Genomic DNA, 15,301 nt, shown 5'->3' with positions numbered 1-15,301 from the left:
CACCTGGCAGGTCTCCGGGATGCGGCGCGACGAAGCCACCCGCCATCCCGAGCGCGTGCTTCGCCCCTGGGGTTGCAACTTTCGCACCCCGGCGCTATACTTGCCCAAACTCAGGACACACACCCGTGACCAACCAGAGAAGAGAAACATGAAAATCGCAATTATTGGCTTGCCAAATAGTGGCAAAACCACCGTCTTCAATGCCTTAACGCGAGGAACAGCCGAGACAACGGCCTACGCCTCTGGTCAACTTGAACCAAATCTGGCCACCGTCAAAGTCCCTGATAACCGTCTCGCCGTGTTGACAGGGATGTTCAAGCCCAAAAAGACGACTTTTGCCGATGTGCAGTATGTTGATGTCGCCGGGCTCAGTGGTTCGCGCCGCGAGGGCGAGGGCCTCCCGCCCGCGTTGCTCAACTACCTGGGCACCGCTGATGCGCTGCTGCACGTCGTGCGTACTTTTGAAGACAGCGCGGTGCCTCACCCCGAAGGCTCAGTTGACCTGATGCGCGATCTGCAGGCCGTCGATCTCGAACTCGCATTTGCCGATCTCGCGATTATCGAGCGCCGTTTGCAACGTCTCAACGCCGAGATTACGAAAATGGCCACCCGAGAGAAAGAGCTACGCATCACCGAGCGCGAGTTGCTGCTGCGCTTGCAAGCTGGCCTTGAGGCTGAAGTGCCGATTCGTGCCGCCCAGATGAGCGAGGAAGAAGAGCGCCTCATCCGTGGATATCAATTCCTCACCGCCAAGCCACTCTTGCTCGTGCCCAACGTCGGTGAAGATCAGTTGAGTGCGCCGCCCACTGTTACCTATGCCCATCCGCGCAGTGCCGTTGTGCCGCTCTGTGGCAAGATTGAGGCCGAACTGGCCCAACTCGATGACGAAGATGCGCAGACTTTTATGGAAGACCTGGGCATCACAACCCCTGCCCGCGAACTCGTTATTCAACAGAGTTACACCCTGCTTGGCCTGATCAGCTTTTTGACGACCGGCCCCGATGAGGTGCGTGCCTGGACGATCCGCCAGCAGACGCCAGCCGTCGAAGCAGCTGGCGCGATCCACTCTGACATCCAGCGCGGTTTTATTCGCGCCGAAGTTGTCGCCTACGACGACCTTATCAAAGCTGGCTCGATGACCGAAGCCAAAAAACAGGGTACCGTCCGCATGGAAGGCAAAACCTACATCGTCCAGGACGGCGATATCTGCCATTTTCTCTTCAACGTCTGATTCACTAAAGTTTTCTGGCATTCCTGGGTACGCGGGCGTCCCGCCCGCGTACCCAGGCTACTCGCCAGCACCAAGGCTCAGCCACACCTCATACACCACACTCTTTTGCAGGCCGAGTTCGCGGGCAACCGCACGGGCCGCACTGCTGCCACTGAAACCCTGGTCGCGCAGGAGGCGCAGCCGCCCGGCGATCTCTGCCTCCGTTGGCGGTTCGCCGGTATGGGCGCTCGCCTGGAGGCGGTTGCGGTCGCGTTTGTGTTCCCCAGGGGGGCGGCCTTCGATCACGAGCGTGTATTCGCCCCGCGGACGCTGGGTGCTGAAATGGCTGATCAGGTCGCTCGCTGTGCCGCGCCGCAGATCTTCAAACCGCTTGGTGAGATCCTTCGCTACAACGATCGTCCGGTCACCAAAAACCGCCTGCATATCGGCCAGGCTATCGAGCAACCGGTGCGGCGCTTCAAAGCAGATCAGGGTCAGCGTTAACTCAGCCATATCCGCAAAAAGCGTGCGCCGCTCAACACTGCGCCGGGGCAAAAAACCAAGGAACGCAAAGCGTTGCGTCGCTAATCCCGAGGCAACCAGCGCCGCAATCGGCGCACTCGGCCCGGGAATGGGCACAATGGTGTAGCCGGCAGCCAGGCATGCCTGCACCAGTTCAAAACCCGGATCGGAAATAGCCGGAGTTCCCGCATCAGAAATAAGGGCAACATTGCCCAGACTCAACGCTTCAAGGATCGTCTCAAGCCGGGCGAGTTTATTATGTTCGTGATACGAGATGCAGGGCGTGCTGATCTGATAATGATCGAGCAGGGTTCGGCTGTGTCGCGTATCTTCGGCGGCAATCAGGCGCACCTCACGCAAAATTCGCAACGCCCTGAGCGTGATATCCTCAAGGTTGCCAATCGGCGTCGCCACCAGAAAGAGCGTTCCCCGCCCTCCGGGTAGAATTTCATCGCTCACCGCGCCAACTCCATGCGCCAGTAGGCAAGCAATTCCTCGACAATTTCGACCATGCCAATGGTAGGCTTCCAGCCCGTTGCCGCACACAGTTTGCTGTTGTCACCACGCAGGATCGGTTCATCGCTCGGGCGCAGCCGCGCCGGGTCAATCTGCACCTCCACCGGAACCCGCCCGCGCTCCACGACCATCTGCACAATATCGCCAATGCGCGTCGCCTGCCCCGAACAGAGATTATAGACCTCACCGGGTTGCCCATGCTCAAGCAGCAGCCAGAGCGCACGCGCAACATCGCGGGTATGCGTAAAATCGCGGCGCGGCTCAAGATTGCCCACCCGCAGGATCGGCTCTTGCAAACCAAGTTCAATCGCCGCCATCTGCCGACAGAAGGTCTGAATCGAGCAGCGGTCACCCTGGCGCGGCCCGACATGATTGAACGAGCGCGTGACCACCACGTGCAAACCAAAGTTGTCGTGGTATTGCAACCCCGTCAACTCAGCCGCCACCTTGCTCACCCCATACGGGCTACCAGGACGCATCGGGTGCGTCTCACCAATAGGGATAGCCTCGGGCGCTACCGTGCCATACTGGGCGCTCGTCCCCGCGATATGCACCCGCGCCGTCGGCACATGACGCCGCACTGCCTCGAGCAGATTGACCGTGCCCTCAACATTGACCCGCAACGTGTGGATCGGTGCCTCCCACGAAGCACTGGGATAACTCTGGGCAGCGAGGTGAAAGATGCGCTCGGGGGCCGCCTTGGCAATGGCGCGATCGATGGCAAACGGATCCTCGATATCACCCTCGTGGATCGTCACCCGCTCAAGCAGATGGGCAATTGGCCGAGGATCGCTGCGCCAGCGCTTAAAAGCATGAACCTCAACCGCAGGGAGCGTCAACAGATAATCGGCGAGGAAACTCCCAACAGGACCAGTCAACCCGGTAAGCAAGACCCGCATATGTCGCCTCACTCGACAGCGGCACCCGTGCGTGCCAGGAAACAAAAAGCCCGCCCGATGGGGCGGTGCTTGCAACAGAGCGTTGGTGGGTGATAGTGGATTTGAACCACTGACCTCCACGATGTCAACGTGGCGCTCTAACCAACTGAGCTAATCACCCAACGGGCTGTATGCTACCATATGCATGCACAACCTGTCAAGCCGCACGAACGAGGATGTCAGGGCGATTGCATCTTCCGTGCATGCACCCCACCAGGGCACCCGCAAGGGGTGCCCGTACACCGGGCCCGGCCCTGTAGGGGCACCCCTTGCGGGTGCCCTTTCAACAGTATGACTGGCCAATTGTCGCACAAATATTTCTGAATGTTGTGACAAACCACGCAAGAAACAGCCCAAACTATCCTTGACGCGCCTCTAGCGCGTTGTTATAATGCTAATACCTGACCAATCAGGATCTCCTCTTTTCAGACTCCCAGAGATCGAAAGCTGTATAGCGATGTCGCACAGGGACTACGTAGACGTACTCCCTGCTACCCGCCACCACTGCACCCGCGAGATCGCTCAGCGTAGATCGCATGCCCTGCACGTTAGCATAACTGCCCGCTGGCTCCACGAGGATCCGACGCCAGGCCAACGGCGTGCGCCGTGAGCTTGCCCCAACGTTCTCCTCAGACGGATGATCGTCTGGGTAACGACCGTTGCGGCACTCTCTGCGCCTGGATTACAAGGGAACACAGGGGCCTTGAGCAGGAGGAATAACCGATGACAACCGTGACCGGTAGCTCGCTGATGGAATTTCTTGGCGAAATCCAGGATCGCAAGCAGTTCCAACAACTGAATTGGCGTGGAAGCTTTGGCGAGTATCTGGATCTTGTCGCCCAGGAACCGCGTGTAACCCGTAATGCGTTCCAACGCATCTACGATATGATTATGTCCTATGGCACCGAGGACTTTATTGATGCCAAGAAACGCTTGATTCGCTATCGGTTTTTCTCTGATGAAACCTTTGATGGCGATGACTCAATCTATGGCCTCGAGATTCCGTTGATGCGGCTGGTCAATTTCTTTAAGGGTGCCGCCAAAGGCTATGGTACCGAAAAGCGGGTGCTCTTGCTCCACGGCCCGGTCGGTTCATCCAAGTCAACGATCGTTCGCCGCATCAAGAAGGGCCTTGAACACTATTCCAAGACTGATGATGGTGCCCTCTTTACCTATGATTGGTACCTCGGGACGATCGAAGACCACGCGAGTTTCGATTTTCGCCAGGTGCCCGAGGCCGAGTGGGAAAAGTGCCCCATGCACGAGGAGCCCCTCCACCTCATTCCTCTTGATCACCGCGAGGCCTTCCTCGCTCGAATGAATGAGGGCCGCCCAAGTGAGGAGCATGTCCGTATCTCGGGCGATCTCTGCCCCGTCTGTCGCTTCCATTTCCGTGAGTTGATGCGCCGCTATGATGGCGATTGGGTTAAGGTCGTGCGCCATATCCGCGTTCGCCGCCTTGTCTTTAGCGAGCAGGATCGCGTTGGGATCGGTACCTTCCAACCCAAGGACGAGAAGAATCAGGACTCGACCGAGCTCACCGGCGATATCAATTATCGCAAAATCGCGCTCTATGGCTCCGATTCTGATCCCCGTGCGTTCAATTTCGACGGTGAGTTCAATATCGCGAACCGCGGCATTATCGAGTTTGTCGAAATGCTCAAGCTCGATGTGGCGTTCCTCTATGATCTGCTCGGCGCTTCGCAAGAACATCGCATTAAGTCCAAGAAGTTCGCCCAGACCGATATTGATGAGGTGATTTTGGGCCATACCAATGAGCCCGAGTATCGCCGCCTCGAAAATAATGAGTTCATGGAGGCGCTGAAGGATCGCACGGTGCGCATTGATATTCCCTATGTCACCCGCCTCCGCGATGAGGTGCGCATCTACGAGCGCGATTTCAATAAGAAGAAGGTGCGTGTCCATATCGCCCCCCATACGCTTGAAGTCGCGGCAATGTGGGCCGTGCTGACCCGCCTCGAAGAGCCGAAAAAGCCCAATCTGACGCTCTTGCAAAAGCTCAAGCTCTATAACGGCAAGTCCCTCCCCGGTTTTACCGAGGATAATATCAAGGAGTTGCGCAAAGAGGCGATCCGTGAGGGTATGGAAGGCATTTCGGCGCGCTATATCCAAGATAAAATCTCGAATGCGCTCGTCAGTAATCAGGAAGAGGGCTATATCAATCCCTTTATGGTGATTAATGAGCTCGAGGGCGGACTCAAGAATCACGCGCTGATTAGCTCGGAAGATGACCGCAAGCACTATCGCGATCTGCTCGCTGTTGTCCGCGAAGAGTATACCGAAATCGTGAAGAATGAGGTGCAACGGGCGATCTCGGCCGACGAAGAGGCGATCAAACGGCTCTGTGGCAACTATATTGACAATATTAAGGCCTATACGCAGCGCGAGAAGGTGCGTAATCGCTATACCGGTCAGTATGAAGAGCCCGATGAGCGCCTGATGCGCAGTATCGAAGAGAAGATCGATATTCCCGAGTCGCGCAAAGACGATTTCCGCCGCGAAATTATGAATTATATCGGTGCCCTGGCGATCGAGGGCAAGACCTTTGATTATCGTACCAACGAGCGGCTCCATAAGGCGCTTGAACTGAAGCTCTTTGAGGATCAAAAGGATAGCATCAAGCTTACGTCGCTTGTCTCACGGGTGATCGATAAGGATACCCAAGAGAAGATCGATGTCGTCAAGGCTCGCCTCGTGCGTGACTTTGGCTACAATGACCAGAGTGCAACCGATGTCCTGAACTATGTGGCCTCGATCTTCGCCCGTGGCGATACCCGCGGAACCTATTAACGTAACGCTAGGTTAGTGAGGTGAGCGAGAGCAGTCCTAGACGACGTGTGCCTGAGGAGTGCCGGCTTTAGCCGGCTAAAGCCGGCACTCATGTCTGCAACCCAGATAGTACTGCTCTCGCTGAGTCAGCCTGTACATCGTGTTTAACGCATAGCAGGCAAAACAACCAGCATGCTGGTCGTTCTGCCTCCCATCAGTACGCCTATGTCAATGAAACGTGTTGACCGTGACCTCGGACGTTTTCGCCAGATTGTCCGGGGGAAAATCAAGCAGGATCTGCGCAAGTATATGTCTCACGGCGAGATGATCGGCCGTCAGGGCAAACGCTATGTCTCGATTCCTGTGCCCCAGATTGATTTGCCCCAGTTTCGCTATGGGGCCAAACAGGGCGGCGGTGTCGGCCAGGGTGAGGGCGATGTCGGCGATCCAATCGGGCAGGGCGATCCCCAGCAGGGCCAGGGCGAGGCTGGCTCTGAGCCGGGGCAGCACGTGCTCGAGGTCGATGTGCCGCTCGAGGATCTCGCCGCAATCCTCGGCGAAGAGTTGCAGTTGCCCAATATTCAGCCCAAAGGCCAGAAGAATCTGATCAGCGAAAAGGATAAGTATAGCGGGATCCGCCGTACCGGCCCTAATTCGCTGCGCCATTTTAAACGAACCTACCGCGAAGCCCTCCGCCGCCAGATTTCGTCTGGTGAGTATGATAGCGTTGACCCGATTGTGATCCCGATTCGCGATGATATGCGCTATCGCTCGTGGAAAGAGGTGATGATCCCCGAAAGCAATGCGGTGATCATCTATATGATGGATGTCTCGGGCTCGATGGGCGCGGAACAGAAGGAACTTGTGCGCATTACGGCCTTCTGGATCGAAACTTGGCTCCGTTCACAGTATAAGGAGATCGATATTCGCTATATTGTCCACGATGCCGCCGCGAAAGAGGTTGACCAGGAGACGTTCTACCATATCCGCGAGGGCGGCGGTACCAAGATCTCGTCGGCTTATAAGCTCTGTAATCGTTTGATCGATGAGCGCTATCCCGCCAATGAATGGAATATCTATCCGTTCCATTTCTCTGATGGCGATAACTGGGGCGGCGGCGATACCCGCGAGTGCATCGAGTTGCTCAAGAAGGAGTTGCTGCCCAAGGCGAATCTCTTCTGCTATGGGCAGGTGCGGTCGCTCTATGGCTCCGGACGCTTTGCCCACGATCTCGAAGAGTATCTGAGTAGCGACGAGCGTATTGTGATCTCTGAAATTGCTGAACGTGATGATGTCTACGATACAATTAAGGATTTTCTCGGTAAAGGCAAGTGATTTCCTTGCGCACAAGATAGCTTATGAAGAGTACACGTCTGCCAACCAAGCTCGAGTCGGCTCGCCAGGAGATCGAAACCATCGCTCGTGCGTATGGGCTCGATTTCTTCCCGATCCTCTATGAGGTGCTCGATTATCGCACGCTCTATGAGACTGCGGCCTTCGGCGGCTTTCCTACCCGCTATCCCCACTGGCGTTTTGGCATGGACTTTGACCAGTTGCTCAAGGGCCATGTCTGGGCCGGCTCGACGATCTATGAGATGGTGATCAATACCAATCCTTCCTATGCCTATCTGCTCGAAGGCAATGAGGATGTGACCCAGAAGATGGTGATGGCCCACGTCACCGGCCACGTCGATTTCTTCAAGCATAATATGTGGTTTGCTCATACCAATCGTAAGATGCTTGATGCGATGGCAAATCACGCAACTCGGATCCAACGCATTATTGACCGCGTGGGCTATGATATCGTTGAGAGTTTTATTGATACCTGTCTCTCGCTCGAAAATCTGATCGATTATCATTCGCCCTATATCCGCCGCCCTGAAGCCCAGACCCATCGCCCAATTGTCGGTGAGGATGAACCTGATGTGGTCGAGGGTCTGAAGGTTGACCGTGAGTATATGCGTGGGTATATCAATCCCCCCGAGTACCTCGAAGATCAGCGCAAGAAACTCGATGCGGAACGCGCCAAACAGCGTCGCTTTCCGGAAAATCCGCAGCGCGATGTGCTGCTCTTTCTCATGAATTATGCGCCCCTCGAGCGCTGGCAACATACGGTGCTCGAGATTATTCGCGATGAGGCCTACTATTTCGCGCCTCAGGGCATGACCAAGATCCTCAATGAGGGCTGGGCTTGCCTCACCGGTACGGCGTTGCTCTTTACCGAAGAGGGGTTGCTGCCCCTCGCCGAGGTCGTGCAGCGTCAGTTGTCCCTGCGTACCGCCGATGGCAGTCAACCCCAACGGATCTACGACTGGGCGACCTTTGCCGCTTATGCGACGATCAAACTGACCACCAGCCGCGGTTTCCACCTCGAAGGCTCGGTCAACCATCGGGTGCTGCTCGCCGATGGCTCGTGGCGGCGCCTCGATCAGGTGCAACCCGGTGACCAGGTGCAACTCGCCGGCGGTCAGGATCTCTGGGCTTCGACGTATGTTCCCCTCAGCCCTGCGTCACCTGCTGTTCTCGATGAGCCGCTCGCGGCCTTGCTTGGCTATCTCGCCGGCCACAACTTGCAACTCCAGCCTTCTTCAGTTGACGAGGCCGACGACGAGATGCTCTTCGCCGCGCCGAACCATACCCGTTGGCAGGCTCCGCTAACCACGCTCGTCGCGCCACTGACGGTGACAACCCGTGACGCGGCCTGCGTCCAGACGCTGCTTGCGTATGCAGCGCAGTGCTCCGATGTTGCGCTCGTCACCCACGATGATGGCGAGCAGTGGAAGATTGTTCTGGAGGGGGGCGAAGCCGCGCCCGCGTTGCACCAGGTTCTTGCCGCACAGGTGATCCCCGACTCCGTGATGCGCTCGCCGAAGCCGGTCGTCGCCAGTTTCCTGCGGGGTCTCTATGACGCCAACGGGGATGTCGCCACCCAGGGAGCCGTGCTCTTCACCAGGGAGGCCACCTTTAGCCAGCATGTGCAACTGCTCTTGCTCAACTTTGGCATCCTCAGCAGCAACCAGCAACAACCCGATGGCACCTGGCAGATCCGCATCGCGGGGGCATCGCTACGCACCTTCGCCGACCAGCTTGGCTTTGACCAACCCGCTAAAAGGCAGGCGCTGCAGAACACCCTCGCCCATCAGCCCACCCCTGCCTCCGAGCCCTGGACAGATAGCGTGGTCACGCTTGCGCATGGCCGCGCTGATGTCTACGACATCTCGGTGGAAGTCACGCATCGGTATGCCGCGCAGGGTCTGATCAACCACAATAGCTACTGGCACTCGACGATCATGACCCAGCACGTTGCCGACGCCTCTGAAATCATCTCGTTCGCCGATCTGCATAGCGGGGTCGTCGCCACCAGCGGAGGACGACTCAACCCCTACAAAGTGGGCCTCGAACTGCTGCGCGATATCGAAGATCGCTGGAATAAAGGCAAATTTGGCAAAGAATACGACGAATGCGACGACCTTGCCGCCAAACGCACCTGGGATCGCGGGCTTGGCCTCGGTCGCCAGAAGATCTTCGAGATCCGCAAGCTCTACAACGACGTCACTTTCATCGACGAATTTCTCACCCCCGAGTTTGTCATCGAAAACAAGCTCTTTACCTTCCGCTACAACCGTGACACCGATCTCTACGAAATCGCCTCACGCGAGTTCCGCGAGATCAAAGAGAAGTTGCTCTTCCGACTCACCAACTTCGGGCAACCCTCGATCATGGTCGAAGACGGCAACTACAACAACCGGGGCGAGCTCTATCTCCGCCATCGTCACGAAGGCGTCGATCTCAAGATGGACTATGCGCGGGATACGATGCGCAACCTACACCGCATCTGGACACGCCCGATCCACCTCGAGACCATCATCGACGACAAAAAGCGGTTGCTCTCCTTTGATGGCAGTGATTTCACCGAACGTCGCATTGATTAGTCAATGAAAGCTCCTCAGCCCATCACCGTCCTGAGCCTGCTCCGGCAGGCTCAGCACCAGCTTGAGCCGGTCAGTCCAACCGCACGCCTAGATGCTCAGATCCTGCTGGCGCACGTACTCGCCTGGCCGCGGGCGCAACTGCTTGCCGAACGCGACTACGAGCCAACGCCCGCTGAATGTGCCGCTTTTGCCAGCCTTGTTGCGCAGCGGGCGACCCAGATTCCCGTTGCCTATCTCGTAGGGCACAAAGAATTTTACGGTATCGATCTCTTTGTCAACGAACACACCCTCGTCCCACGGCCCGAAACCGAGCTGCTCGTTGAGCTCGCCCTCACCGAAGCGCGCCGACGCCACCGCGCCACACCGCTGACCATCGCCGACATTGGCACCGGTGGCGGGGCCATCGCCCTGGCGCTCGCACAACACGTGCCTGACGCCCTGATCTACGCCACCGATGTCTCAGCCGAAGCGCTGACCATTGCCGCCCGCAACGTGCGCGAGTACCAACTCAGCGAGCGCATCATCCTGCTCCAGGGCGATCTGCTCGAACCCCTACCGACCCCGGTTGATCTCCTCGTCAGTAACCCACCCTACACGATACTCGCCGAGGTAGACGCCAACGTCCGTGCCCACGAACCCCACCTGGCCCTCGACGGCGGCGGAACCGACGGGGCCGATGTCTATCGCCGCCTCCTTGCCGCAGCACCGCCCTACCTGCGCCCCAACGGTGCCATCCTGCTCGAAATTGGCTCATGGCAAGGCCAGATTGTCAGCGACCTGATCCGCAACGCGTTCCCCCAGGCCAGCCTCAGCCTCCACCGCGACCTCGCCAGCCACGAGCGCGTCATCTGCGCAACCCTCGAACAATAAAAATCTGTGCAGTCGCAGGGCGAGAACGCCAGCGCAGTTGGCGTTCTCGCCCTGCGACCGCACAAGCTGTAATCCTGCTGTCATAGAATGCTCTGGATTAAGCGTGCTTAACGTTTTTATACTAATAGAGAGGATTGAGGAGGCACGCTGATGCAAGCTCTGTTTGTAACCCTAAGCATCGCGATCATCACCCTGTTGATGTTGATGCTCTGGTTTGTTCCCCATCTGTTACAGCAACAGGCGCAACGGAACGCCCGTGAGGCGGCGGCCCTGCGCACCATGCTGACTGATCTGCTCGAAGAGCAAGAGGCGGTAGCACGCCGCCAGTCGCAATTAACCACGTCGATCGCCCACCTGCAAGATCAACTCGAGCAGACACTGATCACCGTGCCCGCCGATGCCGATCAGCGGATCACGGTGCTGGCCGATCAAGAGGTACTGCACGTCCTTGAAGAACGCATCGGAACCCTGCAACTCCAGATCCAGCAGTGGCTTGAGCATCGCAGTGTCCGTCAACGCAATGCCCAATTGCAAGACAATGAAGCGTGGGCCAATCTGATGGGCTTGCTTGCTGCCATCCAGGAACGGGTGGGCGCACTGTCGGATCTGAACCCCAACGCCAGAATCGGGCACCAAGCCCATCAGTTACTCACCGAACTCGAACAAGAAATGGCCCAACTGCGTTCAATTTCCGATGATATTACCACCCTCCAGTGGCGGCTACGCGCCTCGGTGACTGAACGCGACAACGATCTCGGCAGCCTGCGCTCGCATGCAGGCAGCAGCGCCGACTAAGCAAGGTTAGAACGTCATGAGCATCATCGTCATTGATAACCAGGTCGTCCACTATGAAGTCCTGGGCCGGGGGCAACCTGTGCTCTTTCTCCATGGCTGGCTCGGCAGTTGGCGCTACTGGTTCCCCACCATGGAAGTGGTGGCCGAACAGTTTCGTACCTACTCTTTTGATTTTTGGGGGTTTGGCGACTCGCGCCGCAAACAGACCCAGGCAAGCATTCAGGCCTATGCCGATCAGGTGATTCGGTTTCTCGATGAACTGGGGATTGAACGCGTGATGCTGGTGGGCCATTCAATGGGCGGGATGGTGGCCCTCAAGACTGCGCTGAACCATCCCGAGCGCATTCTGCGCGTAACCACGGTTGGCGCACCAATTGATGGCAATTCACTGGCCTGGTTGCTCAAGTTGACGGATCGCCCCCTCTTCGCCGATGCTGCCGCCCGGTTGCCCTGGGTACGCCGCAGGCTCTTTCGCTTTTTCCTCGGGCAAACCCACCAGTTTGCCGTAGGAGAAATGGTTGATGATAGCGTCAAATCTGATGCCGATACCATGCGCTACGCCATCAGTTCGATGTGGCGCACCGACCTCAGCCCCGAGCTCGAACGTCTGCGGGTGCCAGCCCTGATCATCCACGGCAAACGTGACGATATCGTAAACCCGAATCAACTCAAGCTCTTTGCGCACAATCCGATGGCCGAAGTGCTCGCAATGCCACGTAGTCGCCACTTCCCCTTCCTCGACGAAGCCGAACAGTTCAATGAAGTCCTGCTCCGCTTCCTCACTGCGGGAAAATCGCCGAGCCCTGACCGCGTCTGGCAGGGCTTGCGCGTCGAACACCCTCAACTGGCTGGCTAGAACCTAAACCCACCCAGTTCATTCTCACGGCAAAGGCCAGCTGCGCTGGCCTTTGCCGTGAGAATGAACTGGCCTACCTGTGCTACAATCCCTGTGTGGACATTCGACTGATAGTTGAAGAAGTTGCCGCCCGCTATGGTGCCCGCGATGTCTTTGCCGCTGTGTCGGTCGAGTTATGTGCTGGCGAAACGATGGTGGTCAGCGGACAAAACGGCAGTGGCAAGAGTACCTTTTTGCGCCTGCTGGCCGGCTTGCAACGGGCCGATGCCGGCCAGATCACCTATCTGGTCGGCCAAGAGGCGTTTGACCCGCGTGATGCCGGGCACCTCATCGGCTGGGTGGCTCCCGACCTGATGCTCTATCGGGATCTCACCGCCCGCGAGAACCTCCGCTTTTTCGCTGCCGTACGCAGGATCACGCTTGATGATCACGCGATCGATGATCTGCTCGCCCGGGTTGGGCTGGCCGGGCGCAGCGATGACCGTCTGGCGGCCTATTCATCGGGGATGACCCAGCGCATGCGCTATGCCTATGCCCTGATCCACCAGCCACCCGTGCTCTTGCTTGATGAGCCAACCGTCACGCTTGATGAACGCGGGGCCGAGGTGGTTGACACCGTGATCAAGGCCCAGCGCCGCCACGGCATTGTGGTCATTGCCACCAATGATCCCCGCGAACTACGCTACGGCGATCTTGTGTTAGAGTTTGGGAGCACCTGATGGCCGGGCATTCAAGTACCGAACACGATCCTGGTCTCACATTGACCACCCAGCAACCAGTCGCGCAGCAGCGTATCGTTGACCTCTTGCAGGCAGCATGGGCGGTCTTTGTCAAAGATCTGCGGATCGAACTGCGCACCCGTTATGCCATTAATGCGATGGTTCTCTTTGCGGCCTGTACCGCGATGATGGTGAGCATTGGGACGACCTTTATCGGGTTACGGCGCACCGAAGAGGCCCTCCTGATCCAGGCGTCACTCCTCTGGATTGCGCTCCTCTTTGCGGCCATCAGTGGTCTGTCGCGGGGCTTTGTTCACGAAGAAGAGACGCGCACGCTGGCGGCCTTGCGGCTTGCCGCCCCAGCGATTGCCGTCTACCTGGGCAAATTCTTGCTCAACCTCGCCCTGCTTGCGCTGCTTGGCGTCATCACCAGCCTGCTCTTCATCGTGCTTGTGCGCGTCCAGGTCGGGAGTCCCCTGGCCTTTCTCGGCATACTCGCCGCAGGTGGCCTCAGTCTTGCGACTTCAACCACGATCCTTGCGGCTATTATCACCCGGGCCAGTTTCAAGAATGCCCTCTTTGCTGTGCTTGCCTTTCCCCTCCTTGTTCCTCCGCTGATTATCGCGATTCAAGGCACCGCTGCCACACTTGCCGAAGGTGGTGGGGTACTTGCCTTGCCCGCCCTGCAATTCCTGATTGCCTACAGCGTCGCCATGTTCGTCGCATCATTGCTGCTCTTTCGCTTTGTCTGGGAGGCGTAGAGGATGGTTTTAATCTCACAACGATAGCATTGTATGTGATACATGTCTCATACATGACCTGTGGAACATGCTACAATATTGGCGAACATGACCATCTTGTGGATATAATGTCCTCTGAGTAGAGTCTTGACAATTCATACCTCTGGTATGTCGCAGCATGACACATTTCTGGTTCTGGAAAGGTACATCTATGGTGCAGCAGATGGCCCAGGTCGGCAAGCTGCTCATCGGGCTCTGGATGGCTGGCGTGACCGTCGTGATGTTTCTGGTGATTCCTCAGTACGAGGGGTTGGGCAATGCGGGGCGCATTATTATTATGCATGTGCCAACCGCCTGGGTCAGTGTGCTGGCCTTTGCCATTTCGGCCATCTTTAGTGGTCTCTACCTCTGGAAGCGCAATCCTACCTATGATGATTATGCCGTAGCCGCCGCCGAGGGGGGCTTTCTCTTTACCGCCCTCGCAACGGTGACCGGCATGATCTTTTCGCAGGTCGTCTGGGGCATCTACTGGAACTGGGATCCACGCCAGACCTCTATTTTTGTGCTGTTGCTGATCTACGCCGCACTCTTTGCGCTGCGCTCCGCCATTGATGATGTGCAACGCCGTCGCCAACTCAGTGCGGTCTATTCACTCTTTGCCTTTGTCACCGTACCCTTCTTGATCTTTGTCGCCCCGCGCATCGCTGATAGCACCCTGCATCCTAACTGTGTCTTTATCCAGGGCAGCACCTGCGATGGCATCACCCTCGATGTGGGCATGATCGGGTTGCTAGGCGACCGCAAAATCCAGTTGATCGGGCTGGAACGCGAAGGCGATCTGGTGACTGCCGAAGTGATCGTCAGCGAACCAGGCTTGAGTGGTGAGACAACGCTGCGACCCAGTTTCAATCTGGCAACCGGCACGATGGCCGATCGCCCCGAGTTTCCTGGCGTACGGTACCAACTGGGCCTGGAATATGTCGATCCTTCGATAAACAGCGGGCTGTTGAATATCGAAGCCCCCGGAACGGGGGTACTCGATAATCGGATCACCCTCTTTACGTTTCTCGCCTCGATTGCCGGTTTTACGGCGCTCTTTTTGTGGATGCTCAATCTACGCGCCAATTTGCTGGGGCTTCAGTGGGCTCTTGCTCAGCGTGATGGAGGTCGTGTATGAACCCTGAAGCCTTTTTAGAGGCTGGGATTGCCATCTATGTTGCGATGGCAGTGGCCCTGTCGGTCTGGCTCGGTATCTTTGTGTATCTCTGGCGCCTTGATGCCCAGGCACGTATGCTTAAACGTGAACTGGAACGTGAACGCCAGCGTGAGCAGCCCTCCTCAAGGGCACCACGGGCAACCGTGAAACGTGTTAGTTCGCCCGAACATGAGATTGTCGAAAAGTAAGGAACGGTT

The 15,301-nt window shown here is 57.4% G+C and carries 13 protein-coding genes and 1 tRNA gene; 11 read left to right on the top strand and 3 right to left on the bottom strand.

Annotated features, from left to right (window positions below; all coding sequences use genetic code 11):
* The first annotated feature begins 148 nt into the window (after window positions 1-148).
* A complete protein-coding gene (gene ychF / locus EYB53_RS07205; protein WP_135477528.1) occupies window positions 149-1,231 on the top strand; it encodes a redox-regulated ATPase YchF in 1,083 nt (360 codons plus the stop codon).
* 57 nt (window positions 1,232-1,288) lie between these two features.
* Here ychF and rsmI read toward each other — a convergent pair whose 3' ends face one another.
* The 3 genes from rsmI to EYB53_RS07190 form a co-directional block, all read right to left on the bottom strand.
* Window positions 1,289-2,191: a 16S rRNA (cytidine(1402)-2'-O)-methyltransferase gene (gene rsmI / locus EYB53_RS07200; protein WP_245860202.1), complete on the bottom strand. Its 903-nt coding sequence runs from the start codon at window positions 2,189-2,191 to the stop codon at window positions 1,289-1,291.
* Entirely contained in the window at window positions 2,188-3,147 is a 960-nt protein-coding gene (locus EYB53_RS07195) for a GDP-mannose 4,6-dehydratase (RefSeq protein WP_135477527.1), read from the bottom strand. The genes rsmI and EYB53_RS07195 overlap by 4 nt, the downstream gene beginning before the upstream one ends.
* 83 nt (window positions 3,148-3,230) lie before the next feature.
* Window positions 3,231-3,307: transfer RNA gene (locus EYB53_RS07190), tRNA-Val, on the bottom strand.
* A gap of 602 nt (window positions 3,308-3,909) precedes the next feature.
* Between EYB53_RS07190 and EYB53_RS07185 the strand changes: the two genes are divergently transcribed.
* From EYB53_RS07185 to EYB53_RS07140, 10 genes are all read left to right on the top strand, one after another.
* Window positions 3,910-5,997 (top strand): PrkA family serine protein kinase, encoded by a 2,088-nt coding sequence (locus tag EYB53_RS07185; protein ID WP_135477526.1) that lies wholly within the window; start codon window positions 3,910-3,912, stop codon window positions 5,995-5,997.
* Between the two features lie 204 nt (window positions 5,998-6,201).
* Entirely contained in the window at window positions 6,202-7,311 is a 1,110-nt protein-coding gene (locus EYB53_RS07180; RefSeq protein ID WP_135477525.1) for a DUF444 family protein, read from the top strand.
* A 23-nt stretch (window positions 7,312-7,334) separates the two neighbouring features.
* Window positions 7,335-9,908, top strand: coding sequence for a SpoVR family protein (locus tag EYB53_RS07175; RefSeq protein WP_135477524.1), 2,574 nt, complete (start codon window positions 7,335-7,337; stop codon window positions 9,906-9,908).
* Window positions 9,909-9,929: 21 nt separating this feature from the next.
* Window positions 9,930-10,778 carry a peptide chain release factor N(5)-glutamine methyltransferase gene (gene prmC, locus EYB53_RS07170; RefSeq protein ID WP_135477574.1) on the top strand — a complete coding sequence of 283 codons (849 nt, stop codon included), beginning with the start codon at window positions 9,930-9,932 and terminating at the stop codon, window positions 10,776-10,778.
* Window positions 10,779-10,928: 150 nt separating this feature from the next.
* Window positions 10,929-11,573 carry a hypothetical protein gene (locus EYB53_RS07165; RefSeq protein ID WP_135477523.1) on the top strand — a complete coding sequence of 215 codons (645 nt, stop codon included), beginning with the start codon at window positions 10,929-10,931 and terminating at the stop codon, window positions 11,571-11,573.
* A gap of 16 nt (window positions 11,574-11,589) precedes the next feature.
* Window positions 11,590-12,429, top strand: coding sequence for an alpha/beta fold hydrolase (locus EYB53_RS07160; protein WP_135477522.1), 840 nt, complete (start codon window positions 11,590-11,592; stop codon window positions 12,427-12,429).
* Between the two features lie 95 nt (window positions 12,430-12,524).
* Complete coding sequence (gene ccmA, locus EYB53_RS07155; RefSeq protein WP_371879079.1) at window positions 12,525-13,148, top strand: heme ABC exporter ATP-binding protein CcmA; 624 nt, start codon at window positions 12,525-12,527, stop codon at window positions 13,146-13,148.
* Window positions 13,148-13,909, top strand: a complete 762-nt coding sequence (locus EYB53_RS07150) for a heme exporter protein CcmB (RefSeq protein WP_135477521.1) — start codon at window positions 13,148-13,150, stop codon at window positions 13,907-13,909. Before ccmA ends, EYB53_RS07150 begins: the two co-directional genes overlap by 1 nt.
* A 190-nt stretch (window positions 13,910-14,099) precedes the next feature.
* Complete coding sequence (locus EYB53_RS07145) at window positions 14,100-15,065, top strand: cytochrome c biogenesis protein (RefSeq protein ID WP_135477520.1); 966 nt, start codon at window positions 14,100-14,102, stop codon at window positions 15,063-15,065.
* Complete coding sequence (locus EYB53_RS07140; protein WP_135477519.1) at window positions 15,062-15,292, top strand: CcmD family protein; 231 nt, start codon at window positions 15,062-15,064, stop codon at window positions 15,290-15,292. The genes EYB53_RS07145 and EYB53_RS07140 overlap by 4 nt, the downstream gene beginning before the upstream one ends.
* The last annotated feature ends 9 nt before the right edge of the window (window positions 15,293-15,301 follow it).

The sequence above is a fragment of the Candidatus Chloroploca mongolica genome, assembly GCF_004762035.2.
Taxonomy (GTDB): domain Bacteria; phylum Chloroflexota; class Chloroflexia; order Chloroflexales; family Chloroflexaceae; genus Chloroploca; species Chloroploca mongolica.
This window is presented reverse-complemented; position numbering and strand designations above follow the sequence as displayed.